Origin of the sequence: Flammeovirga agarivorans, from assembly GCF_012641475.1 — a bacterium.
Classification (GTDB): Bacteria; Bacteroidota; Bacteroidia; order Cytophagales; family Flammeovirgaceae; genus Flammeovirga; species Flammeovirga agarivorans.
Genome location: NZ_JABAIL010000006.1, coordinates 19,244 through 38,504 on the forward strand (window position 1 = coordinate 19,244; position 19,261 = coordinate 38,504).

Annotated in this window: 13 protein-coding genes; 12 read left to right on the forward strand and 1 reads right to left on the reverse strand. The window is 34.7% G+C overall.

What is annotated here, in order from left to right; translation table 11 throughout:
• Positions 1-131 precede the first annotated feature (131 nt).
• The 10 genes from HGP29_RS19015 to HGP29_RS19060 all read left to right on the forward strand — a co-directional run bounded on the left by HGP29_RS19015 (position 132) and on the right by HGP29_RS19060 (position 13,756).
• Positions 132-362 carry a hypothetical protein gene (locus tag HGP29_RS19015; protein WP_168884011.1) on the forward strand — a complete coding sequence of 77 codons (231 nt, stop codon included), beginning with the start codon at positions 132-134 and terminating at the stop codon, positions 360-362.
• A gap of 261 nt (positions 363-623) precedes the next feature.
• Positions 624-1,037: a hypothetical protein gene (locus HGP29_RS19020; protein WP_168884012.1), complete on the forward strand. Its 414-nt coding sequence runs from the start codon at positions 624-626 to the stop codon at positions 1,035-1,037.
• A gap of 199 nt (positions 1,038-1,236) precedes the next feature.
• Positions 1,237-2,646 carry a sulfatase family protein gene (locus HGP29_RS19025; protein ID WP_235958329.1) on the forward strand — a complete coding sequence of 470 codons (1,410 nt, stop codon included), beginning with the start codon at positions 1,237-1,239 and terminating at the stop codon, positions 2,644-2,646.
• Between the two features lie 118 nt (positions 2,647-2,764).
• Positions 2,765-4,342 carry a sulfatase family protein gene (locus HGP29_RS19030; protein ID WP_168884013.1) on the forward strand — a complete coding sequence of 526 codons (1,578 nt, stop codon included), beginning with the start codon at positions 2,765-2,767 and terminating at the stop codon, positions 4,340-4,342.
• A 418-nt stretch (positions 4,343-4,760) separates the two neighbouring features.
• Positions 4,761-5,801 (forward strand): NPCBM/NEW2 domain-containing protein, encoded by a 1,041-nt coding sequence (locus HGP29_RS19035; RefSeq protein WP_168884014.1) that lies wholly within the window; start codon positions 4,761-4,763, stop codon positions 5,799-5,801.
• Between the two features lie 197 nt (positions 5,802-5,998).
• Positions 5,999-7,981: an alpha/beta hydrolase family protein gene (locus HGP29_RS19040; RefSeq protein ID WP_168884015.1), complete on the forward strand. Its 1,983-nt coding sequence runs from the start codon at positions 5,999-6,001 to the stop codon at positions 7,979-7,981.
• Positions 7,982-8,052: 71 nt separating this feature from the next.
• Positions 8,053-9,603, forward strand: a complete 1,551-nt coding sequence (locus HGP29_RS19045) for a sulfatase-like hydrolase/transferase (RefSeq protein ID WP_168884016.1) — start codon at positions 8,053-8,055, stop codon at positions 9,601-9,603.
• A 45-nt stretch (positions 9,604-9,648) separates the two neighbouring features.
• A complete protein-coding gene (locus HGP29_RS19050; protein WP_168884017.1) occupies positions 9,649-11,049 on the forward strand; it encodes a sulfatase in 1,401 nt (466 codons plus the stop codon).
• Positions 11,050-11,799: a hypothetical protein gene (locus HGP29_RS19055; protein WP_168884018.1), complete on the forward strand. Its 750-nt coding sequence runs from the start codon at positions 11,050-11,052 to the stop codon at positions 11,797-11,799. It begins immediately after the preceding gene.
• 43 nt (positions 11,800-11,842) lie between these two features.
• The gene (locus tag HGP29_RS19060; RefSeq protein ID WP_211093341.1) at positions 11,843-13,756 is read left to right on the forward strand and encodes a hypothetical protein; all 1,914 of its coding nucleotides are present in this window, start codon (positions 11,843-11,845) and stop codon (positions 13,754-13,756) included.
• A 151-nt stretch (positions 13,757-13,907) separates the two neighbouring features.
• On the opposite strand, the gene HGP29_RS19065 is transcribed toward HGP29_RS19060, so the two are convergent.
• Positions 13,908-15,434, reverse strand: a complete 1,527-nt coding sequence (locus tag HGP29_RS19065) for a sulfatase (RefSeq protein ID WP_168884019.1) — start codon at positions 15,432-15,434, stop codon at positions 13,908-13,910.
• A 274-nt stretch (positions 15,435-15,708) separates the two neighbouring features.
• Between HGP29_RS19065 and HGP29_RS19070 the strand changes: the two genes are divergently transcribed.
• Entirely contained in the window at positions 15,709-17,190 is a 1,482-nt protein-coding gene (locus tag HGP29_RS19070; RefSeq protein WP_168884020.1) for a sialate O-acetylesterase, read from the forward strand.
• A 202-nt stretch (positions 17,191-17,392) separates the two neighbouring features.
• Positions 17,393-19,225, forward strand: coding sequence for an alpha-L-fucosidase (locus HGP29_RS19075; protein ID WP_168884021.1), 1,833 nt, complete (start codon positions 17,393-17,395; stop codon positions 19,223-19,225).
• The last annotated feature ends 36 nt before the right edge of the window (positions 19,226-19,261 follow it).

Sequence of the window (19,261 nt, forward strand, 5' to 3'; positions counted from 1 at the left end):
CTATTATCATTTATTGAAGTTCGTGTGATAAAAATTATTTGTAGTTTTCGGTAAAAGTAAATATGTTTATAGCAAGACACCTTTAGTATTATAAATTTTACTTTTCTAGAACAATTAACTGTGTAATGACTATGAATAAGCAACAAATCACCGACTTGATTGAACAAGAAGTGGCACAAGAATCTCAGCTTCTACAAACAGCGACAGAGTATTCTTATTCTGCTGCAACTATCTTGTTTTCAAATGTCAAGAAAAAGATCCAATCTTCGTACACTATTGATGAAGAACTTCTCAACGATGTGCTAACAGATATGAAATATGATATCAGAAAAGAGTTACATACTCAAAGTAGACTATCATAACTACTAGACGTTAGTACGGTAAGAAACAATAAAGCGGTCTATCCTTTAAATTAAGGGTAGGCCGCTTTTTTATTTAGAGTGTTCCATAATCAAACAGAATGTAATATTTAATGAACGTTAACGAACACTTACCTATTCTGATATACTTTAAAATACATGTATAAATAACTGAAATTCAGTATTTTATAATTTTTTGGTACACTTGTAGTTTATGTAGTAGTGTGTGCAAACATATTATATTACTCTTAAAATAACATCATTATGAAAACTCTATTCTCAGCAACGCTATTGTCTCTTTTTGTACTGTTATCATCCTTTAATACAGTTTCTGCAGAAGAGGCACCGGCAGAAGAAAAAATGTCTTTACTGATCAAAATGGTTAATTCAGCAGATAAAAATGATTGGCAGACATTAAATAAAGCAGCCATGTTTTGTATTAATTGGAATGCAGATTTAGAATTAGCAAAACAATGGATTGAAGCCTCTATCCAGATATCAGATAATCCAGAAGCTTACGAACTTATGGGTGATTATTACCTAAGAACAGGAAATTTAAGAAAAGCTTATGGCTATTATCTAACATCATTAGAGAAAGGTTTATTCTCATTAAATAGAGAAGACTTGATTAGAATCCAAAGAAAAAACGTTACGTTCGGAAGAATGTTAATGGATTAATAAGTTCTAGATATATATGAGCCCAGGAATTGAAAAGTTTCTGGGCTTTTTTGTGTTTACATACTTCAGGGAAATTAATCGACCAATTTAGAGGGCTCTTTTTTACAGGTAAGGAAGAAGATAGAATTTTTTCTGAAAAGCATTGTTTATTGAGTTAGGTTGGATGTATACTTTTTGAAACCTCTAATCTTGATCAACGATGAAGCTTATATGTACTCTTTTATTTATGACGATAGCCTTGAATAGTTTGGGTAATGATCATAAAAGAAAAAGTAAATCTCCTAATATTCTTATTATCGTTTCTGATGATCAGGGATGGGCTGATGTAGGCTTTCATGGTTCTGATATCCCTACACCCAATTTGGATGCCTTAGCAAAAAATGGAATTACTTTCTCTCAAGGCTATGTTAGTCACCCTTACTGTAGTCCAAGTAGAGCCGGTTTGTTAAGTGGAAGGTACCAACAGAAATTTGGGCATGAGAATAATATACCTTACGTTAACCCAACAGATAATGACGGTTTACCTTTAGATGAACAACTTCTTTCAGAATTCTTACAAGAAAATGGATATCAAACATGTGCAATTGGGAAGTGGCATTTAGGAGATCATCCTCGATTTTGGCCCAATAATAGAGGTTTTAACCATTGGTTTGGCTTCTATGGTGGTCATTCTGATTATTGGGGAAATTATAAGAATAATGATCCAATCCATGGTATTTTGAAAGATGGTAAACCTGTAGACAAAGAAGAACTCACTTACCTGACCGATGATTTTAGTACAGCAGCAATCAATTATATAGAAGCATATACAAAAAGTGATTCCCCATTTTTTATGTATTTGGCTTATAACGCACCACATGCACCAATACAGGCACCGAAGAAATATCTGAACAAAGTAAGTCACATCGAAGATGGTGAAAGAGCAGCTTATGCCTCATTAGTAGTAGGGATGGATATAGGTATTGGTAAAATCGTTCAAAAGTTAAAAGAAGAAAATGTATATGAAAACACAATTATTATCTTCTTAAGTGATAATGGCCCACATATTATGGGAGCAAGTGGGTATCCATTCAGAGGACATAAAGGTATGTTGTTTGAAGCCGGTATAAGAGTTCCTTTTATTATTTCTTGGCCCGAGCAATTACCAAGTGACACAACGTATGATGTACCGATCTCTTCATTAGATCTTTTCCCAACAGTCGCATCTGCTGCAAAATTAAAAGTTAAAAAGAAAGTAGATGGGGTGGACTTATTGCCATTTCTTACTGAAAAACAGAATGGAGATCCACATAAGACTTTGTATTGGAGGTATTCGGATGGAGCAGGATACGCCATACGACACAAAAATTATAAGTTGATTTACTCTGGGTATAAAGAGAAACATTTCCTCTTTGATCTAGACAAAGACCCTTATGAGACGAACGATTTATTTGATAGTGAAAAACAGGTCGCTCAAAAATTATCACAAATGTATAAGGATTGGAATGGGGAAACAGTTCCTGCAAAATGGCAAGACCCTCATGCAGAAAATGTATTGAAAGAAGAGAAGAAAAGGCAATACTTTATTGACAAGGCATCTAAAGGTGAAAAACAAAATCAAGATAGTTAGTGGGGGCATATCAACGATAAATTAGGGGGTGAAACTTCATACTTTAGAAATTGGTTGATGTATAACACTATATCGTTGTAAGTTGTGATCGGTATAAATGAATGAACTATTTACAAACATGGCAAAAACTTACTTATTAATACTTGTAGCATTGAGTATTCTATCTTCTTGTTCATCAGAGAAGCAAGAGAAGAAACCAAATATCTTGTACATTATGTCGGATGATCATACTTCGCAAGCCATTGGAGCATATGAGAGTAGACTTAGTGTATTAAACCCTACACCGACAATTGATCAATTAGCGAAAGAAGGAGTATTGTTTCAAAACGCTTTTTGTACCAACTCAATCTGTACACCATCAAGAGCTACGATTTTAACAGGACAATATTCTCAGACCAATGGAGTATTGGATTTAAGTGGAAAATTATCTCCAGAAAATCAGTATTTACCTCAAGAAATGAGAAAAGCCGGGTACGAAACAGCTATGATTGGTAAATGGCATTTAGTTGAAGAACCTGCTGCTTTTGATTACTATAAAGTATTACCTGTACAAGGAAAATATTTTAATCCTGTATTTAGAGAAAGGGGAGATAAACAGTGGCCCAAAAATACGTCGAAATATAAGGGACATTCTTCTGATAGAATTACCGATATATCATTAGAATGGTTGAGAAATAGAGAAGATAAATCGAAACCATTTTTCTTAATGCACCATTTTAAGGCACCTCATGATTTCTTTGAATACGCACCGAGATATGAGGAGTATTTAAAGGATGTTGAAATTCCAGAACCTAAAAGCTTATATGATAATAAAAATAATGGATCTATAGCAACAAAAGGAAAGGACAATGCACTTATCCATAAAATTGGATCATCGATATCTCAACGTAATACAGGTAGAGATATGGGAAAGGATTTAAAGATAGATCAGTCTTTAACAGGAAATGCTTATACACACGCTTCTTATCAAGAATACCTAAAACGTTATTTGAGATGTGTAAAAGGAGTTGATGATAATATTAAGCGTTTATTGAATTACTTGGAAACTACAGGTGAGTTAGAAAATACGATCATTATTTATACTAGTGATCAAGGAATGATGCTTGGAGAACATGATTATCAAGACAAACGTTGGATGTATGAAGAATCGATGAGAATGCCATTTATTGTACGTTATCCTAAGAAGTTCCAAAAAGGCATTAAATCTGATGCGATTATCAATAATACCGACTTCGCACCAACACTAATCGACCTTGCTCAGAGTAATATTCCTGAGAAAATGCATGGAAAGTCTTTCGCGTCTATTTTAGAAACAGGAAATGAACCGACTGATTGGCGAAAGTCAACCTACTATAGATATTGGATGCATATGGCTCATAAACATGCCAACCCTGCTCACTTTGGTGTTAGAACAAAACAATATAAACTCATTTTTTTCTATGGAAAACATTATGACCCAGAAAACCATGAAGGTGAATGGGGAGGTGACTATAATTTTGAAACACCTGTGGCATGGGAATTATATGATTTAAAAAATGATCCTCATGAACTCAACAATGTTTATGGTCAGGAGGAATATGCAGAAGTCGTTAAATCATTGAAGTCAGAATTGATCCATTTAAGAGAAGAGTTTGATGAAACGGATGCTAATTATCCGATTCTTGCAGAGGTAATTGATGAAAATTTAAAATCATAATAGCGAAATAGTGATATAATCATAGTTAGATATAATAAGTATATTATTAAAGAGGTACCAAATTGGGACCTCTTTTTTTATTTCCTTTCAATTGCTGATAACACTGTTAATTATACCTATCCCCTTTTTCTCCTATATATTTTTACTTACATTGCGATACTGGTAATGTCTATAAACAAACATTTTTTAAACGATTTATCATAAGTTTCTTAATATCAATTCATTAATCAATTAGTAATTACTGTTTATTTTAAAGCTCTATTCTTTTGTTATATAAAATGAAAGATAAGAGAAAAGCCAGATGTGATACAATACCTACCTTTAGGATAGATTTTAACAGGATGGAAGACACCAGCATTTTAAACTTTTTACTGGGAAGAGTACATCAACAAAGTATGACTTTTTAATAACAACCGAAATGAAGATTCAAAAGAAATTAATAGTAGCGGCTTCAGTTTTTGTGGCAACATCATTAAATGTATTTGCACAAGAAGCAGCAACAGGAGAAACTGCAGCAGCAGTAGAGGTAATGAAAGGTAAGAAAGTATACCTAAAGTCAACAGCTACAGTAGGGGCAACTTCTTCTTATTGGAAAATTAATCAAGATAAAGCCGTTAGTAACGAAAAACTAACAATGAAAGGTGTTGAATATAAAAAAGGTCTTGGTGTTCACGCACCATCAAAGCTTATTTATGAAGTACCACCGAAGGCAGAGTTTTTCTATGTAGTACCTGGTGCTGATGATGCCCACCAAGGTTTATTAAAAATGAATATTTTAGTTGATGGCAAAGAAGTATTTACTACGGGTAACATCAAAAGTAAGTCGGATAAATATATGCCTAAAATGGTAGCCATTGATGTAAAAGGTGCTTCCAGCTTAGAATTAGTGGTAGATCAACTAGAAGAGAATGGCGGGGATCATGCAGACTGGGCGGAAGCTTTTTTCGTTGAAGGTAAGAAAGAAAATGCTCCAAAGGATGCAAAATATGCTAAAGCGTTTAAGCAATCGTTAGAAGATGATGAGTTACCTGGTGCAAAAGTATATTTAACAAAAGAAAAAGCTTCTTTAGTAGATTCTTTCTGGAAAGTAATGAACGATGAAGGTATTGAAGGAGGTAAAATCAGTATCTCAGGAAAAAAATATAACCATGGTTTGGGTGTACATGCACCGTCAAAATTAGTATTCCCTATTGAGTCAAATTATAAGACTTTTGCTGTAATACCTGGTGCCAATGATTCAAATGGAGGTCTTATTAGAATGAGAATTTTAGTAGACAACAAAGAAGTGTTTAATAGCGGACCTATCAGAAGTCAAAAGCAGAAGCCGGAGTTATTACAAATCGATGTTCAAGGCAAGAAAGAAATTACGTTAATTGTAGATGAAGAAGATGGTGACAAAGGTGGAGACCATGCAAGTTGGGCAGGCGCGTATTTCATGATCGATGGCGATACAAAATAAGTAAGTAATTCTTTACTTTAGATATTATAGAAAGCCTACATCTAGAGTAGGCTTTTTTTATAAAAACACCCTCAACTGGGCTAAAAACATGATACATTAATTATCAGCAAAGCTTTGAAATATTTAAACCTATCAAGTTTTAGTATTCAATATACCTTTACCTAACACACAATACGTACAATCGAAAATTACTTGAAATGAAAGAACTGATAATAAAATATTTGACTACTCTTTTATTGATTTGTGGACTATTCCTACAATCAAATGCTCAAAAATCTGCCTCAGATGTTTGGAAAGACTACGATCCCAGAGCGGAAGATCTCAATATAGAGGTGATCAAAAAATGGGAGAACAATTACGGTACTATTGAATATGTTCGATACAGTGTTGGAAAATTAGAAGGGACGAACCGTTCAGCTAATCCAATTATGGCGGCTTATTTTGGTTATCCTAAGGATGCTAAAAATGTACCGGGCATTGTTCATATTCATGGAGGTGGACAAAAAGCAGAGAAATCTAGAGTAGAAACTTGGATGAAAATGGGTTATGCTTGCATCAGTATTAACTGGGGAGAAAAGCCATTTGAAAACGGTTTGCCAAATACAGAATGGGACGGTTTGGCTGTGGGTTTCTTAGGAAAAGCAGAAGGTCTTGGTTTTGAAAATAAAGTAAAGCCAAGAGAACATACTTTGTATAAAGAGGAAAACCCATTTAATAGTAGTTGGGTGCCGATCTCAATTTCAGCAAGAAGAGCGATTACATTCTTAGAAGAAAGAGAGGAGGTAGATCCGAATAGAATTGGTGTAGAAGGCCATTCCATGGGTGGTTTTGCTACTGTAATGACCGCTAATGATGATAGAATTAAAGCAGCAGCTCCGTCAGTTGGTGGTTCTGGATATTTAATGAATGATATGTGGGGTTTGCCAAAGAGTAGACGACATATGAGAGAAGACGATGGGTTAGATTTATACCAAAAAACAATTGCTTCACATGCCTATTGGCCTTTGATTAAAACACCGATTTTGTTTTTGGGAGCGACGAATGATTTCAACTCTCCAACGGAGAATATCATTAAATCAATGTCTCTTTTACCAGAGGGTACGGAGAATATGTTGGTACTTACACCTCATTTAAATCACAGGTTTACGGAAGAGACCAATGCTGCCCGTTTCCTTTGGATGGATGCACATGTAAAGGGTGATTTCAAATTCCCGAAAACATCATCTTCAGAATTAAAATTAAAGACGAAGAAAGGTATCCCTGTGTTTACAGTAGAGGTAGATAAATCAACAGATTTACCAATAGAAAAAGTAGAGATTTTTTATGGATACAGCAGAGACCCTAGAAACCGTTTCTTCCATACTGCAGTTAACGTCACTGAAAAGAAAGGGAAGTATTCGGCAGAGTGTCCTGTATTTGATGTAGACGAACCATTATTTGCTTTTGCGAATATCACTTATAAAATAGAACGCACTATTCCTTCTTATCCAGGAAAAGAGGAAACGAACTTTTTTACGATTAGTTCGGAATATCAAATAGCCTACCCAGAAGATATCAAAGCAGCCAAAGTAAAAGCAACGGAAAGAAGACACGCAGTGATCGATGATTTCTCTGATGATATGCAAGATTGGTATACGTTATTCAGGCATAATTATCGCCATTGGTTGTTTGGTACTCGTAAGTTAATGGATCCTTGTTTTATGGGACCTGAAGGCGGGAAATTGCAAATTCAATTGGAGACAACTGAGGCAAATAATAAGGTAGCAATTGGTATTGAAACCAACACTTGGCAAAATTACACAGGTAGAAGAAAAGAGAATTTTTATGCAGTAGTGAACTTGCCTGAGAAAGGGTTAAATACAATTACTTTAACAGCTGAAGATTTCAGAACAAACGGTAAGAAGCCATTGAAAGATTGGGATGAAATCACAGAATTAACCATATTCCCTGCTTCAAATATTAATAACTCTATGAAGGTAGAGCAGAAGTGGGAAGGAGACACTCCAACAATGAAATCTATGAAATGGATAGGTGGAGATTATTCAAAATGGAGAAGAATCTATCCTCATGAAAAACGAGGAGATGCATCTGTTCAAAAGACAATTAGCTTTGACAATGAATTCCAAGATGCTATTGATAAATCGGTCTCTAATGAAGATTTAGATCAAGAACTGAAATAATAAATAGAACAAATAGGCTAAGTATATTTTATATATTTAGCCTATTATCATCAACTATCTGAACTCCAACAATGAAACTTTTCATATACAATTTATTCCTTTTATCGGTTCTGATTAGCAATGCTTTTGCACAGAAATCAGAGAAACCTAATGTATTATTAATCTATTGTGATGACTTGGGGCCAGGCGTTTTAGGAAGTTATGGTCAGAAGCTTATCGCAACACCTAACATTGATAAGTTAGCCAAAGACGGTATGCTTTTTACAAGTGCTTACGGAGCAAATGTTTGTTCTCCAGCGAGAGCTTCAATGTTGACGGGTTTACACAATGGTCATGCTCCAAGACATACTCCAGGAGGTTTACAAAATGAGTTGTCAATTGGAGTAATAGATCAGGCAACTTTTGATAAAAAGGTAACGATCAAAAGCAATCAAGGACATTATTATATAGGGCAGATGGCTCAAAGTGCTGGGTATAATACGGCTTATATTGGTAAGTTGGGTTTTGGGTATTCAGATACTAAAGAAATGATTGATAGCTATGGTTTCGACTATCATGTGGGTTTGTATGATGCAGTGATGTGCTGGAGTTTTTACCCTCCTTATTACAGATTAAATGGGGAAACAATTCCATTGCCTAACAATCCGAAGTTAACCAAAAGAGAACCTAATTGTCCATTGGTTGGAGGAGAAAATATGACGTATGTAGAAGATGTTTGGGTAGATCATGCTTTGAAATATATGGAAGAGAAGAAAGACGAACCTTTCTTTATGATCTATGCGACGCAATTACCACATGGTCCAGCTTCTATTGCCCCAAAAGATTTTAAATATAAAGGTCATGAAGGATGGACCAAAAAAGAACAGGTATTTGCTTCGATGATTTATAAACTAGATCAGTCGGTGGGGAAGTTATTAGATAAGCTAGATGAACTAAACCTTTCGGACAATACCGTAGTGATTTTTACAGGAGATAACGGTCATGAACCTCAATCTTATGTAAACATGAATCCAAATGCAAAGGATCCTGATATCGTTTATGATTACAGCTCAAATACTTTTGATCAAAGCAAAGTGAAAAAGGAAAAGAAAAAGGAGTATTGGAATGGTCATCATCAAGGAGAAGATATTTTTGAGGGGACTTTAGGAAGAAGAGGAATCAAAAGACATAACCATGAAGGAGGGATTACCATTCCTTACATCGCAAAATGGCCCAAACATATTAAAGCAGGTAAGAAAAGTGATTTTATCATCACTGATTATGATATTATGCCTACTGTAGCTGATTTGATGGGCGTAAATCTTGAGGTGACTGATGGCATTTCGTATCTTCCTACATTACTTGGAAAAGGCAAGCAGAAATCACATGATTTTATATTTTTCAAATGTACAACGGGTGTGTCTCAAGATGTGATTATTAAGGACGGTTGGAAGCTAATCAATGAAAGAGATATAGAAAAAAGTGACTTCGAAACACAAGAGAAAGTATATAAATGGGCACTTTATCATCTAGATAAGGATCCTTACGAAAAGAAAGATTTAGCGGCTAAATATCCTGAAAAAGTAAAGGAATTGAAAGCGTTGATTCGACAACAAAACCAACCACTTTCAAGGGCGAATTAATCGTCTGACTAGACTACAATTTTTTGATCTATTGATGGAATGACAATGAAGAAAACAAAATACCTATTCACTCTATTGACTTGCCTATTTGTCCATCTAAGTGGGGCACAAAACAAACCGAATATTGTCTTGATTAATGTAGATGATATGGGTTGGAAAGATGTGAGCTATATGGGCTCAAAGTTCTATGAAACACCTAATATCGATGATTTGGCATCACAAGGTATCATTTTTTTGAACGGTTATGCAGCTTCTGCGAATTGTGCACCAAGTAGAGCCTGTTTGATGTCTGGACAATGGACGCCAAGACATGGAGTGTATACAGTAGGTCCATCAAATAGAGGAAAAGTAGAAGATAGAAAGCTAATTCCAACGGAAAATACATGGTACCTATCCAAAGATTTTGAGATCATCCCTCAGGTTTTACAAAAGAATGGCTATACAACTTGTCATGCTGGTAAATGGCATGTAGATGATGATCCAACAGGTTTTGGTTTCGATTACAATTATGGAGGTGGGAAAAATGGTCACCCGATAAGCTATTACCCTCCTTATAAAAATGTGAAAAGTTTAGAAGAGGAAGGGGATATGTATTTGACAGACCTTTTAACGAAGAAATCAATTGGATTTATAGAAGAGGCTGAAAAACCATTCTTCTTATATTTCTCTACTTATGCAATTCATACACCGATTAACCCTGTAAGGTCACTGATTCCTAAGTACAGAGCCAAAGAAAAAGATGGAGGGCATAAGAATGTCAATTACGCTACGATGATCGAAAACCTTGACCGAAATATAGGTTTATTGATTGAGAGTTTAAAAGAGAAAGGAGTGTATGAAAACACATTGATCATTTTTACTTCAGACAATGGAGGTTTGCATGGAATCACAGATCAAAAACCACTTAGAGCAGGAAAAGGAAGTTACTATGAAGGAGGGATCAGAGAGCCTTTCTTCTTTGTATGGCCTAATAAATTGAAGAAGCCGAGAACGTCAGATGTTCAAATCACCAATATGGATATCTACCCAACAATCTTAGCTGCTGCAGGTATTAAAGATCACCAAGGAAACCTTGACGGTGATGACTTATTGCCTGTTTTGAAATCAAAAAATAAGAAATTAGAACGTACACTTTTCTGGCATTTCCCTATCTATTTACAAGCCTATGTGATGAAAGGATTTGTACCTGAACACAGAGATCCATTGTTTAGAACTAGACCGGGATCAGCGATGAGAAAAGGCAATTGGAAGCTGCATTATTATTTCGAAGACAAAGGCATTGAGTTATATGATTTAGCCAATGATCTAGGAGAGCAGAACAATATTGCAAGTCAACACCCTGAAGTTGTTAAAGAACTAATGGCTGAATTAGAGCAATGGTGGAAAGAGACAAACGCACCTATTCCTACAGAGTTGAATCCGAAATATCAGCCTCAGAGTAAGTAATTGAAAGAATATAAAGAAGCAAACATTAAAACTAGAGAATTGAATAAGAGCAAATTAAGATTATTAAGATTTAATTTTTTAATCATTGGATTTTTGATGATAGGATGTAAAGGTGATGAACTCACCCTACCTGTTTTTTCTGAAAATCTTACTCTACCTACTTTTTCTGAAAATATTGTTTTTGAAGAATTTAACCAAGATTGTGATTGGGAGCTGAAACAAACTGATGCAGCTAGTATGACATTAGAAAATGGTGGATTAGTGGTAGAGAAATTTCAAAAATCTACTGAAAATAATTTCTGTTTATGGTATGCAAAAAATATAGAAACTTTTGATACATCTAGTGATTTTTCAATGGAGTTTGATGTGGAAATTATAGAAGGTTCACAGGATTATATAGCAGAGTTTGATATTGCATGGGGACAGATAAGTGGTAAAGAAAAATCCTTTTATCAATTTACATTGAGTGATAAAGGAGTATGTAGAATTAATAAATTTGATAATACTATTGATGGTAAATATTGGAGTTATTTGAAGGAGATTACTCTTCTAAACGTGAATGAAGGCGACGTAAATCATATCAATATCATTCAGCATCAAGGAGAAATGTTGGTGATGTTTAATGAAAAGGAAATCTTCGAATTTCAAACATCTACAGTACAAGGAGAAGATATAGGGTTTATTACATGTCAAAAGGTTAAATGGCAACTTGATAATTTAAAAATTACAGATAAAGTATTACCTCAATAAGAAATATAATTTTTAGTTAACCATATTTCATCATTACTAAACCATGGAAATCAAAAGAAACTTCATTTTATTAATTGTATTGATTAGTATATTCTCTTGTACTAAAATTAATAATAAAAGTACTCCAGAACCTGCTTATTCAACAGAATTAGATAGAGCTGCCACTGGAGAATGGTGGAAAGTAGCGAAAGAGGCAAGAGAAGGAAAAATCAAAGCGAAATACAATTTTCCGGATAGTATTGTGGTTACAGGTCGTCATTTTTTAGACTTAGAATGTCCAAGAGATGAGGTAGTAGCATTTGCTCTTTACACAGTGCATGATAATATTTTGAAGTTATCAGCTCAACTCTACCCTTTATTTCCAGAGGAAACTAGAACAGTTCGACTAGAAATTCAAAAAGAAAATGGTGAATGGGAAGAAATACAAATAGCTGAAGTAAATGAGTTAGGCTGGTCTACTTTATTTAGAATAGAAGGTTGGGATGAATCAAAATCAGTTCCTTATCGAGTAAGACATGGTGAGAAAGCATTTTTTGAGGGAGAAATACGAAAAGCTCCTAAGAAAGATGAAATTGTAATGGTAAGTATGTCTTGTAATTCTTCAAGAGATAAAATGGGACGCCCGAATTATATTCGAAATATTAATGCAATTGACCCTGATGTTTTATTTTTCGCTGGCGATCAACATTATGATCACACTGAACATACAGCAGGCTGGATTATGTGGGGGACTCAATTTAAAGATGTAATTAGAAACAGACCAGTAATTACCATACCAGATGATCATGATATTGGACAAGGAAATTTATGGGGTGAAGGTGGTATTAAATCTAAAACTGAACCTGGTGATTGGGGAGGTTATTTTTATGATGCAGAGTATGTAAAGCAAGTTGAAAGATGTCAAACATCTCATCTACCAGACCCATATGATGCAACGCCAATAGCTCAAGGAATCGGTGTTTATTATACCAATTACAGATTAGGAGGAGTTGATTTTGCGATAATCGAGGACCGTAAATTTAAGACTGGACCTAATGGTAAAATTCCTCAGCAAGGACCAAGACCAGATCATATTAGAAATCCAGATTATGATCCAAAAAGTATTGACTTAGATGGCTTAAAATTATTAGGAGACCGTCAACTTGACTTCTTGAATAAGTGGTCGGAAGATTGGACTGATGGAACACAAATGAAAGCAGTTTTATCCCAAAGTCCATTTGCAGGAACTTCGCATATTCATGGAAGACCTGATAATAGGTTGCATGCAGATTTGGATTGCCATGGGTGGCCTCAAAAAGGGAGAAACAGAGCGCTTAAAGAAATAAGAAAAAGTTTCTCAGTTCATATTACTGGTGATCAACATTTAAGTACACTTTTACATTATGGTATTGATGAATACAATGATGGACCATGGTCTATTGTTTCTCCTGCAATTGTCAATAGTATTTATGGAAGATATTGGCACCCTGAAGATGAAAAAGCGGGAGGAAATGCAGAGAAGAATGCACCATTACCTTGGACTGGAGAATATAAAGATGGGTTTGATAATAAAATTACGATGTATGCTTATGCTAACCCTGATAGTAAAATAGCAAAGAAAAGTAGAGCAGCAGGTTTTACCGTAGTAAAATTCAATAAAAAAGATAGAACAATTACAGCTGAAACTTGGGATCGATTTGCTGATCTAACAGATAAAAATGCAAAACCGTATCCTGGTTGGCCAAGAACAATCGATCAGCTAGATAATTTTAATCCTAAATCTTGGGAAACTTTAGCAACATGCAATTTTGATATTGAAAACCCTGTGGTTCAATTAATAGATGCTGAAACAAATGAAGCTTTATACACAATTAGAATCCAAGGAAATACTTTTACACCTCATTCTCCAAAAGGTAAAAAGGTTATTTTGAAATATGGACAAGATAAAGCTGATAAGGTCTATCAAAAGGCCATCTAAGAAGGTAAGGTGTTAAAATTCAATCACCTTCAGTAAAGACAATAAAAATTAATACTAAAAGAAGTCCTTTAACACATTCATCTGATGAGTTAAAGGACTTCTTTATTTGGCTAGATTTGGAATAATTCTAACTGTTCATTACCAAGTGGCACTAATTTATCTGAACAGCATTTTTGTCCTTCGAAATATCATAATTGTTATTTTTAGTAGGCATAACAGCACCAGTCTTTTCTCTCCATTCATGTAGCTTTTGTTTCATTTTAGCCGTCAAATTAGGGTGCTCTTTGCTGATATCTTTTGTCTCTCCGATATCATTTTTAAGGTCAAATAATTCACAAGTCATATTTTCAAAGCGTTCCACCAATTTATAATCACCCATTCTAATTGCTCCTGCAGGTCCCATACTATTGACACTATGGTAGTGTGGCATATGGAAATAAATGGCTTCTCTATCTAATTTAGCCTTACTATTTTTTAATAGAGGTTTCAGACTAATACCGTCAACATGTTGTTCTATCTGCAGATCACTTCCAATCATATCTAAAATTGTAGGGTAGAAATCAGTCGATACAACAGGTTCTTCACAGACTTTACCCTCCTTTATTTTTTTCGGCCAATGTATAAGAAGGGGTTCGCGTATACCTCCTTCATATACCCATCCTTTACCAGCTTTTAGAGGTAAATTTGAAGTAGGAGAATTAGGATGCTTATTCGTTGATAAACCACCATTGTCTGAGGTGAAAATGATGATTGTATTATCTGCTAAGCCTTCTTCTTTTAATGTTTTTAGTAATCGACCAATATTCTCGTCCATACTTTCTACCATAGCAGAATAAGTAGGGTTATTTTGATATTTACGATGATAAGAATTGAATATAGGGTCAGCTTCATTGTTATTTTGGATACCCATCTTTTTGGCTTTAGCCCTGTATTTTTCTTCTTTTTCCTTTTTACCTTCTATAGGCGTATGTACGGTATAAAACCATAAATTGAGAAAGAAGGGTTGTGTTCTATCTTCTTTAATCACCTTTATGGCTTCATCTGTTAATCGATCCGTAAGATATTCACCGGGTATACCATCTTCTAATCCAGGAACATTTGACCATTTATGTACAGGGTGTTCATAAGGAAAGAAGAAAGAGCCTGGTTGTCCTCCATTGTGACCTGCAACATTAAAATCAAAACCATGGGCTTCAGGAAAGTGTTCTTTCCCTTTTTCATGATGACTTTGCAAGTGCCATTTCCCAATATGAGCTGTAAAATAACCTTCATTTTTCAATGACTCGGCTAAAGTAAGTTCTGATGTAGGTAAACTACCAACAGATTTAGGAGGGATCAATTTATATCCTACGCCTTTTGGTCCAGCTATCCCACTATGATTCGTCATTTTTAGTCTACTTGGGTATTTCCCAGACATTATACTTGCCCTTGTAGGCGTACAGACAGGGTTAGCAGCATAGGCATTAGTAAACATCATGGACCTTTCAGCAAGTGCATCTAAATTGGGTGTTTCGTAAAAAGAACTCCCATAACAACCAAGATCTTTATAACCAAGATCATCTACTAAAATAAAGATGATATTAGGTTTGGGTTTGTCTTTAGCTTCCACATGATTGCATAAAAAAAGTGAAATCAGAAGGGTACAGATTAAATCAGAGAATCTAATTTTATAGCTCATTTCTAATTATAAGTTTATCAAAAAATCAATTCATTTCAATGCTATCAAAGTACTTATTACCAACCTGATTCTTTGCCTTATATATTTCATTACCTTGCTAAAATATAATCTACAGTAATTTTTTTTGGTAAATACTGTTCAACTTTTCTTATTGGTGTCCAATTACCTTCTTCTTCCATGATGAAACAAATTAATGATAGGAGAGAACAAATAAGTTAAACTACAAATGCCCAATTTTAAACATCAATAAATAACGTCTACTTATTCTAATAGTATGGAATCGAAATTTTTTAAGGCAAGTCTTACAATATTACTTGCGTGTTTTTTAGCGATGAACGTTTCTGCACAAACTTTAAAAGTTGCAGAGATTTTTACCAACGATATGGTAATCCAAGCAGACAAAGAAATTAGAGTCTGGGGAAAAGCCGATCCTAAATCTAAGGTTGAAGTTTTATTAGGTAAATCTAAAGTTTCTGTAGAAACAGATAATGAAGGAAAATGGAAAGCGATTCTACCTAAAATGAAATATGGAGGACCTTATCAGTTAATGGTCAGAAGTAAAGAAACAATCACCCTAAATAACGTAATGGTGGGTGAAGTTTGGTTCTGTGCTGGACAATCAAATATGCGTTGGCATGTAAGAGGTTCTAAAAATAAGAAAGAAGAAATTGCTGCTGCCAACCATCCAAATATTCGATTCTTTACAGTACCTGAATCGGGGATTGATACGCCTCAGGAAAATTTTAAAACTAAAGTAAAATGGGAAGTTTGTACGCCAGAAAGTGTAGATGATAAATCAGCAGTTGGTTACTTTTTTGGAAGAAAATTACAGGAAGAATTAAAGGGTGTAGCTATAGGACTGATCGATATTTCTTATGGAGGTTCAAGCATTAGTACCTTTATGGATGCTGAAACAGTTAAAAATTCAAAGGCTCCTGAAGGTATTGCAAATAGAAACAAAGGTTTTTTAGCTGCATATGAAAGAAGAATGGAAGAATGGAGAAAGGATACTAGCAAAAAGGAACCCTATTACCCAGAAAATTGCTTAGGATCTTTTTGTTACAACTATATGTATCATCCTTTAGTACCGTATTCTGTTAGAGGAACAATTTGGTACCAAGGGGAGACCAATGCAGGAGAGCCTGATCCTTACGTAGTATGGTTTGGTGAATATGTCAATATGATGAGAGATCGATTTGAGAACGAAGACATGCCTGTTTATTTTGTACAATTGGCAGGGTTCTTAGGCCGTAAAGGAGCTGAAATGAAATATCCATCTTGGGCAAAGTTTAGATTGGCACAAGCAGAATGTCTGAAACTGGAAAACACTGGTATGGCAACCGCTTATGATCTTGGAGAAGATTACGATATCCACCCTAAAAATAAGCAAGATGTAGGACTAAGATTATCACTATTGGCACTTAAAAATACTTATGGTAAAAAAATTGTGGCTGAAGGTCCATCGTATAAAAAATTCAAAATTGATGGAGATAAAGTGGTTATAGAATTTTCTAACGTAGCAAAAAAACTAGTAGCTTCAACAGGGAAAGACACGATTCATGGGTTTATGTATGAAACTTCTCCGGGAGTTTATGAAGATGTAGAAGCAAAAATCATAAGTAAAAATAAGATTGAAGTACCCTATAAAGAAGCTACGTTATACTTCTCATATAAAAACTATGACGTTATAGAATTGTATAATAGTGAGAATTTGCCTGTGTATCCATTTAAGGTATCTATCAATTCAACGATGTAAACTAAAGCAATTATTGGAGGTAGTAGAGTACTGTCATATATCATCAAATAGCTTCTATAGTATTGAAAACTTATCTTTTCGATGATTAAAAGTTGTCTGATAGATATGTTACTAACGAAAGCAAGATAAGAGCAAAAGTAAGTCTTACGATATCTCTAAAATTGTATTGTGATTATTTTTTCAAGCGAAAGCAAATTAAAGTATGAAAAAGATATTATTAGCCGCAACATTTATTCTGACTTCTCTTTTTGTCTTCGGACAGAAAAAGGAGAAAGGTATGGACGAGCTTTGGGGAGAAAATTCAGAAAAAGCCAACTATACAAATAAAGACTACCAATGGTATAAAGAAGCAAAATTTGCTATGTTTATTCATTGGGGGTTATATTCTGAATTAGCAGGTGAATATGAAGGAAAAAGATATTATGGGATCAATGAATGGATTATGCGTAGAGCAGCCATTAAAACAGAAGATTACCGTAAACTTGCAGATACTTTTAATCCAGTAAATTTCGATGCTGAAGAGGTGGCTCAATTGGCAGTAGATGCCGGAATGAAGTATTTAGTAATTACAGCTAAACACCATGATGGTTTCGCCTTATTTGATTCAAAAGTAAGTGATTACAATATTACAAATACTCCATATAAGAAAGATATTGTTAAGCAGTTAGCTAAAGCATGTAAGAAAAAAGGAATCCGTTTTGGTTTCTACTATTCTCAGATGCAAGACTGGAATGAAAAAGATGGTTTTGGAAATACATGGGAATTCAACGCAGATGAAGCTAACGTTCAAAAATACATGGAAGAAAAGGCACTGCCTCAAGTGAAAGAGTTAGTGACAAACTATGGTGATATTGGATGTATTTTCTTCGATACTCCAGGTCCAATAAAACATGAGCAAGTATTGGAGTTGAAAGCTTTAGTAGATAAATACCAACCAGATTGTTTAATTAACAGTAGAATTGGTAAAGGTCTTGGTGACTTCAAAACGTTAGGTGATAATGAGATACCTTCAGAACCTGTCGAAGGACTTTGGGAAACTTGTGATACACACAACAATACTTGGGCGTATAGCAAATTGGACTTCAACTGGAAAACGCCAAAAGAAGTTGCTCATAGACTTATCGATGTGATATCTAAAGGAGGAAACTACTTATTCAATATAGGTCCTAAAGGAGACGGATCTGTTCCTGAAGTTTCTGCAATGATTTTAAGAGAAACGGGTAAGTGGTTGAAGAAATATGAAGAAGCAATCTATGGTACAGATGCGATGTATTTAGGTGGTCAAACTCAGTTTGCGGCAACACAAAAAGGTAATAAAATGTATTTGTTTATTAAGGAGTGGCCGAAAGACAATAAGATTTACTTACCAAAGTTTAAATCAGGGGTGAAGAAAGCCTATTTTATGGATGATAATTTAGCGGTGACTACAACTAATTTAGAATCAGCTACTCTAGTCAATTTCCTATTAAGAATGCCAGATCCTGTAGCTTCTGTTATTGTGGTTGAGTTTGATGGAAAACCTGAACTTAATGCAGATAAAGTATTTAATACAGGACTGACAACGAAGTTGTTACCTCACGAAGCAAAACTTACTGCTTGTACTTCTGAAAAAATCAGATGGATGGAAATTTTTGGTGATTGGCATGCCGTTCCATCGATTATGAAGTGGGAAGGCAAAGGCAGTAAAGCAGAATGGGAAGTAAACGTTCCAAAAGAAGGAATGTATACAGTAACATTAAATTATGCTTGTACTGAAGCTGCGGATATGCAAGAAGGAATTCTTACTATTAATGATACAGAATATCTGTTTGTACCAACGTACAGTGGTGATAAAAAGCAAATTGAAAACAAGTTCGAGAAGAGAAGCATTCGCGTTTTCAAAGACAGAAAAATCGGAGTAGTTAATTTCGATAAAAAGGGAAAACAGACGATCTCTATCACATTAAATAGTGATAATGCGTCAAATTGGATTGATCTTGCGTCAGTGAGTTTTGAACCAATTATCCCTGTAGAGGATAACCAAATTTCCAACTAAATACATATCATAGCAAGGTATTAGTGATATCTAAAA

Bases quoted from the DNA above. Each gene is read 5' to 3' on its own strand.
- HGP29_RS19015 (WP_168884011.1), top strand. From the start codon at position 132: ATGAATAAGCAACAAATCACCGACTTGATTGAACAAGAAGTGGCACAA.
- HGP29_RS19020 (WP_168884012.1), top strand. From the start codon at position 624: ATGAAAACTCTATTCTCAGCAACGCTATTGTCTCTTTTTGTACTGTTA.
- HGP29_RS19025 (WP_235958329.1), top strand. From the start codon at position 1,237: ATGAAGCTTATATGTACTCTTTTATTTATGACGATAGCCTTGAATAGT.
- HGP29_RS19030 (WP_168884013.1), top strand. From the start codon at position 2,765: ATGGCAAAAACTTACTTATTAATACTTGTAGCATTGAGTATTCTATCT.
- HGP29_RS19035 (WP_168884014.1), top strand. From the start codon at position 4,761: ATGAAGATTCAAAAGAAATTAATAGTAGCGGCTTCAGTTTTTGTGGCA.
- HGP29_RS19040 (WP_168884015.1), top strand. From the start codon at position 5,999: ATGAAAGAACTGATAATAAAATATTTGACTACTCTTTTATTGATTTGT.
- HGP29_RS19045 (WP_168884016.1), top strand. From the start codon at position 8,053: ATGAAACTTTTCATATACAATTTATTCCTTTTATCGGTTCTGATTAGC.
- HGP29_RS19050 (WP_168884017.1), top strand. From the start codon at position 9,649: ATGAAGAAAACAAAATACCTATTCACTCTATTGACTTGCCTATTTGTC.
- HGP29_RS19060 (WP_211093341.1), top strand. From the start codon at position 11,843: ATGGAAATCAAAAGAAACTTCATTTTATTAATTGTATTGATTAGTATA.
- HGP29_RS19065 (WP_168884019.1), bottom strand. From the start codon at position 15,434: ATGAGCTATAAAATTAGATTCTCTGATTTAATCTGTACCCTTCTGATT.
- HGP29_RS19070 (WP_168884020.1), top strand. From the start codon at position 15,709: ATGGAATCGAAATTTTTTAAGGCAAGTCTTACAATATTACTTGCGTGT.
- HGP29_RS19075 (WP_168884021.1), top strand. From the start codon at position 17,393: ATGAAAAAGATATTATTAGCCGCAACATTTATTCTGACTTCTCTTTTT.